This window comes from Mucilaginibacter sp. (assembly GCF_028288105.1).
Taxonomy (GTDB): Bacteria; Bacteroidota; Bacteroidia; order Sphingobacteriales; family Sphingobacteriaceae; genus Mucilaginibacter.
This window is the reverse complement of sequence record NZ_JAQBOI010000094.1, coordinates 1-4,545: the sequence shown is the minus strand read 5'-3', so window position 1 is coordinate 4,545 and position 4,545 is coordinate 1. Positions and strand designations below refer to the sequence as shown.

Here is a 4,545-nt window from a genome sequence, read left to right as displayed (position 1 = left end):
TGGATCTCACAGTAAATATTGAGCTCCCTGACACGGCGCGCGATAAGCTGGGTAAATTGCGAACCGAAGTCAAGAATGAGGATTTTTTCTTGCATGGGCAAAGATAGGATTTTGAGCGGAAAATTGAGATACGAGTTTTGAGAAATTTGACTTTAAGAAAAGATTCATAAAACTATATTAGTCACTTTGAATATATGTTATGATAAAAACCCGACTGGCAACATTTGATGATGTGGACGAATTGCAGCAATTAATAGGTCTTTCTGTACGTGGCTTAAGCGCTGATTATTATACAGATAGGCAAATAGAAAGCTCCATAAAATACATTTTTGGCATTGACAGTCAGCTGATAACAGACGGCACTTATTATGTTGCCGAAAAGGACGGTGTGAAGGTAGGCTGCGGTGGCTGGAGCAAAAGAAACACCCTGTTTGGAGGCGACCAGCATAAAGATGTAGAAGATCCTTTACTCGATCCAGCAAAAGACGCTGCAAGGATAAGAGCCTTTTTTGTGCACCCCGACCATGCAAGGCAGGGTATAGGCCGCCAAATTATTAATGTTTGTGAAGATGCAGCAAAGGCTAACGGCTTTACCAGTTTTGAACTTGGCGCAACTTTACCGGGTGTACCGCTTTATAAAGCAATGGGTTACCATGCCGTTGAGCGAATAGGCGTTACAATGCCTGATGGAGAGCTGCTGGGAATTGTGAAGATGAGGAAAGATTAATATATCATCCTGAGTTATCAAACCCCGTGGCCTTTGAAGGTGTAATGACAAATCTTTGCGGGGGGGATGACCGACTATATTATAGTGCATGTTTGCCTGTGCCAGGTTTGGATTTAATGGTGACGGTATTTCGTCAGTAGCTTATTTTTAAATCATTCATTATCAGTCATTTATGCTTTAATGATGGTGTTCACGGCTGTGAACGTGAACACGTCTCATGCCATTTTGAGTTTAGGTCTTCGACAGGCTCAGACTGACAGGTTTAAAATTAGTTCCTTTATTGTTGAGTGGTTATCGCCATCCCAAAAACTAATGTATTGCCATCTTCATCATCTACAGCAAAATCGCGCATTCCATAAATACGATCATCTATGGGGCAATTTATAATTGCCCCCTTTTTTTTGATACGATCATAATATGCATCAACCTTATCGCAATCTATACAAAAATGGGCGCTACCTGGTGCCTTGTGTAAACCCTGATTTTTTGGGCCACTTAAATGGATACAAACATCATCGTAAGTTAATCCCGTATAATCGCCAAACTCAAAATCGGGTTTAAACCCTAAAACACCAGTATAATATTTAATAGCACGGCTCATGTCAGAAACATGAATAACAACGGTTGTACTTAAAGCTTTCATCGTAAGTGATTTTATGTTTTTTGCTATTAAGCCGAAGTGTTATGCTAAATATAATCTTTTAACGTTTCTGGGTTTTCGTTTAAAAAATCTTCGAAACGAAGTTCTTTAACAAACGTCCTGTCTGTTGCTTTTTTTGTTTCTTTTAAAAAATCTGTCGGGTTAAAAGTTTCAAATAATAAAGAGGTAAATTCTTTTTGTAAAATTTCCGCATGTTTTAAGTATCGAACGGCATCTGCCCGGTTATAAATATTATAGGCATATACTAAGAAATCAAGCATCAGGTTTCTATAATTTCTATAGGCGAAAGGTTTCTCTTTACCAAATCTATCTCCCTTATCTACGTTTGGAAAATAGAATCTTCCCATCTCGATCTTTGCCGATAAATTTGCAAGCAATTCATTTCTTAAATCTTGATTGGGAAAACCAAGTTTACATTCCTGCTTAAGTCGCATTAAAACATGTATAGTTTCATTAAACCACTTTAGTACTTCACATCTATATTGATATGTAAGCTCGTATTTTTTAGTATTAGTTACATATGTATAAATGAAGACACAAATTGATATCAGGATGGAAACTAACCCGAGAGTATCTGAAGCGGTCATAATTGAAACGAGTAAGGTTTATAAAGTTAAATATTTAATAATTTATCTTTAAGTAACAGTACAATTAAAAATTAGCCCCAATCCTTATAGCCTGATTAGCCCCGCCAACTTTGTTATTAAACGATGTACCATACATTACCCTTAAGCCAATATTGGTTTGGAAACCTACACCCAGTTCGGTATAATTTTTCAGTGTTGGGGTTGATAGGTAATTTACGTTGATGATCTCCTGTAGTTTTAGCTTGCGGATAAGCGGGATCATGTTGGTGACCAATCCGCTGAAATTATGTTCTAAATGGCCTTCCAGATATTTGTCACCTGTGCTGAACCGGTAATAATCGAGCAGCAGGAACTTGTTGATACCGCCCTGGTAAAATAATACCTGGTTACCGCTAAAATGCCTGTAATCGGTATAGTAAATGCTTTTGGTATCAAAGAACTTACCCGCGCCCACGTAGAACGATGTCTTGCCATAAAAACCCATAGGGATATCTGATTTAGATATATCTGCCGATACAAGATTGTAATCAGCATCAGAGCCAAATACATTTTTTACCGATTTGGTAAAGCTTAAGCCGATGGTTGGATATTTTGACGGTACATAGCGCCTGCCGGTAGGGTAGGTTTCATACCGGTTGCTAAAATCGTAAGTGGTGCGCACGTTAACTTTAAACGACTGGTTCTCCGGAAACAGGGGTACATCCACATCCGGCGAAAGCGGGTTGTTACTTGTAAACTCATGTCCTTTTGGGTGGAAGAAACTGTAGTCGGTAGTGTTTGATAAATATTTACGGTTTGCCCACTCGGCGCCGGCAATTGCCTGCCATCCGCCATAAATACGTTTAGATATGGTGGCCGATGCATATTGCTTTTGGTATAGCTTCTCAAAATTTTGCCTGTTTAATAAGGTATAAGCAGTATTCATTAATGAGGAGACAGGTTCGCGGTTGTTCATATCTACCACATCAGACCCACCCGCCAAACTTAACATAGCCGAACCAACCGGCATAGTGATACCACCGGTGGCATTAAATAACTTATTAGAAAAGCCGTAATGCACCTTGCCGTATATATTCAGATAACGGTTATTTACGCTATCTATCTGTTTAGTGAACGAGCCACCATAACCCAATGCTAAACCCTCAACCGTGTTGTATGATACCGAGCTCAATAAGGAGTTGAAATTGTAATTTTCGTGATCGTACCTGTTGCGGTGATTGTAGCCACCTATAAGCAGTTTGCCTAAGCTAAGCTTGTTGTGTTCTTTATCCAGTGAATCTAAATAAGGTTTTGACTCGCGTTTGGCGGCCAGTACGGCTTTCTTTTTATAGTCGGTTTTCTCCTCGTCGGTTAAGGGGATAGGCCTTTCCTGTTCCCAATAGGTCGAATCTTTTTTGTTTACCCCTTTGGTAATGCGCAGTACTTCGGCAAACTGTTTTTTGTCCAGTTTAGGGTCTATGTCATAATCTTTATAAAGCGAGATAAAGTAACCACCAATTTTAAAGCCAAATAAGCCGCCTGTGAACTCAAATTTTAATGAAGCAGGCATCCATACGTTGCCATTCACCGGGAAAAACTGTTCGCTAACTTTTAACGTATCTACAAAGTTGATATTAGCCTTTTTTGTGATATATAAGCCCAGTCCCTGTATACGCCAGCTATCTTCCAGGATAAAGATATAGCCGCTAAAACATGGGTCATACTCGCTGCGCGGAATAACCTGGATCTTATTGATGGTTTCGCCGTTTTCGATAGTAGTACCGGCGTATTTATATTTATAGTATGATAATGCGTTATCAGCAATAGGAGATATCAGCGGGCGGTTGCTAAGCCCTTCCCAAACCTGCAGGTTCTCGTAAAAGTTCACCTGCATATCTGATGCCCTGTTAAAGCTGAACGCCCTGTTGCTGCCCGATACTTTTGACGATATCAACTCTTCGTGCACCTTATCCGGCCGCATAAAGCTGTATTTTGATTGCGACTCTGATAAGTAAACAATGCCCCGGCGGTTGGAGTCCAGCCCGTTTTCGCGGGCCATCTTCTGTACATCAACGCCCAAGAATTTCTTTGGTGCGGCCAGCAGTTTTTGCAAACCTTTTATATAAACCTCGCAGGTGTAGGCATTTACCTCGTTCAGGTAGGTCTTCCGTTTTTTAATAGCCTTGCGGATGATAGCATAAGCCGGGTCTTCGGCACCGGCACGAATAGAAACTTCTTTTAACTGATAATCTTCGGTCTTTAAAACTATGTCGATACTTTGGTTAGTTTTTAAATCAACCTTACGGCTTTCCTGCTTATAGCCCATTGCCCGGTATTGCACATCGTATTGGCCGGGCTTTAAATTTAAGGTGTAACCGCCCTCGCTATTTGCTGAAGTACCTTTTGTAGTATTCTTCACATACACCGTAGCAAAGGGAACAGCATTGCCGGTCCCGTCGGTTATTTTCCCGCTAATGGTAACGTCTTGTGCAAATATTGTGGATGTTAATAGGAGGAGCAGTATGATAAAAAAAGGTTGTTTCATAGAGGTAGATAAAGCTTACGCTAAGATGTGCAAAGTTTTTAGACGC

The 4,545-nt window shown here is 40.2% G+C and carries 4 protein-coding genes; 1 reads left to right on the top strand and 3 read right to left on the bottom strand.

All coding sequences use genetic code 11. The annotated features are described in order from the left end of the window. Positions 1-199: 199 nt before the first annotated feature. The gene (locus JWQ85_RS06905; RefSeq protein WP_299465960.1) at positions 200-727 is read left to right on the top strand and encodes a GNAT family N-acetyltransferase; all 528 of its coding nucleotides are present in this window, start codon (positions 200-202) and stop codon (positions 725-727) included. A 277-nt stretch (positions 728-1,004) separates the two neighbouring features. Here JWQ85_RS06905 and JWQ85_RS06900 read toward each other — a convergent pair whose 3' ends face one another. From JWQ85_RS06900 to JWQ85_RS06890, 3 genes are all read right to left on the bottom strand, one after another. Further along, positions 1,005-1,370: a VOC family protein gene (locus tag JWQ85_RS06900; RefSeq protein WP_299465957.1), complete on the bottom strand. Its 366-nt coding sequence runs from the start codon at positions 1,368-1,370 to the stop codon at positions 1,005-1,007. 44 nt (positions 1,371-1,414) lie between these two features. Beyond that, complete coding sequence (locus tag JWQ85_RS06895) at positions 1,415-1,822, bottom strand: hypothetical protein (protein WP_299465954.1); 408 nt, start codon at positions 1,820-1,822, stop codon at positions 1,415-1,417. A gap of 217 nt (positions 1,823-2,039) precedes the next feature. Continuing rightward, positions 2,040-4,499 carry a DUF5686 and carboxypeptidase regulatory-like domain-containing protein gene (locus JWQ85_RS06890; RefSeq protein WP_299465951.1) on the bottom strand — a complete coding sequence of 820 codons (2,460 nt, stop codon included), beginning with the start codon at positions 4,497-4,499 and terminating at the stop codon, positions 2,040-2,042. Positions 4,500-4,545: the final 46 nt, after the last annotated feature.

Excerpts from the sequence above, each read along its gene's own strand:
- JWQ85_RS06905 (WP_299465960.1), top strand. The coding sequence starts at position 200 with ATGATAAAAACCCGACTGGCAACATTTGATGATGTGGACGAATTGCAG.
- JWQ85_RS06900 (WP_299465957.1), bottom strand. The coding sequence starts at position 1,370 with ATGAAAGCTTTAAGTACAACCGTTGTTATTCATGTTTCTGACATGAGC.
- JWQ85_RS06895 (WP_299465954.1), bottom strand. The coding sequence starts at position 1,822 with ATGCGACTTAAGCAGGAATGTAAACTTGGTTTTCCCAATCAAGATTTA.
- JWQ85_RS06890 (WP_299465951.1), bottom strand. The coding sequence starts at position 4,499 with ATGAAACAACCTTTTTTTATCATACTGCTCCTCCTATTAACATCCACA.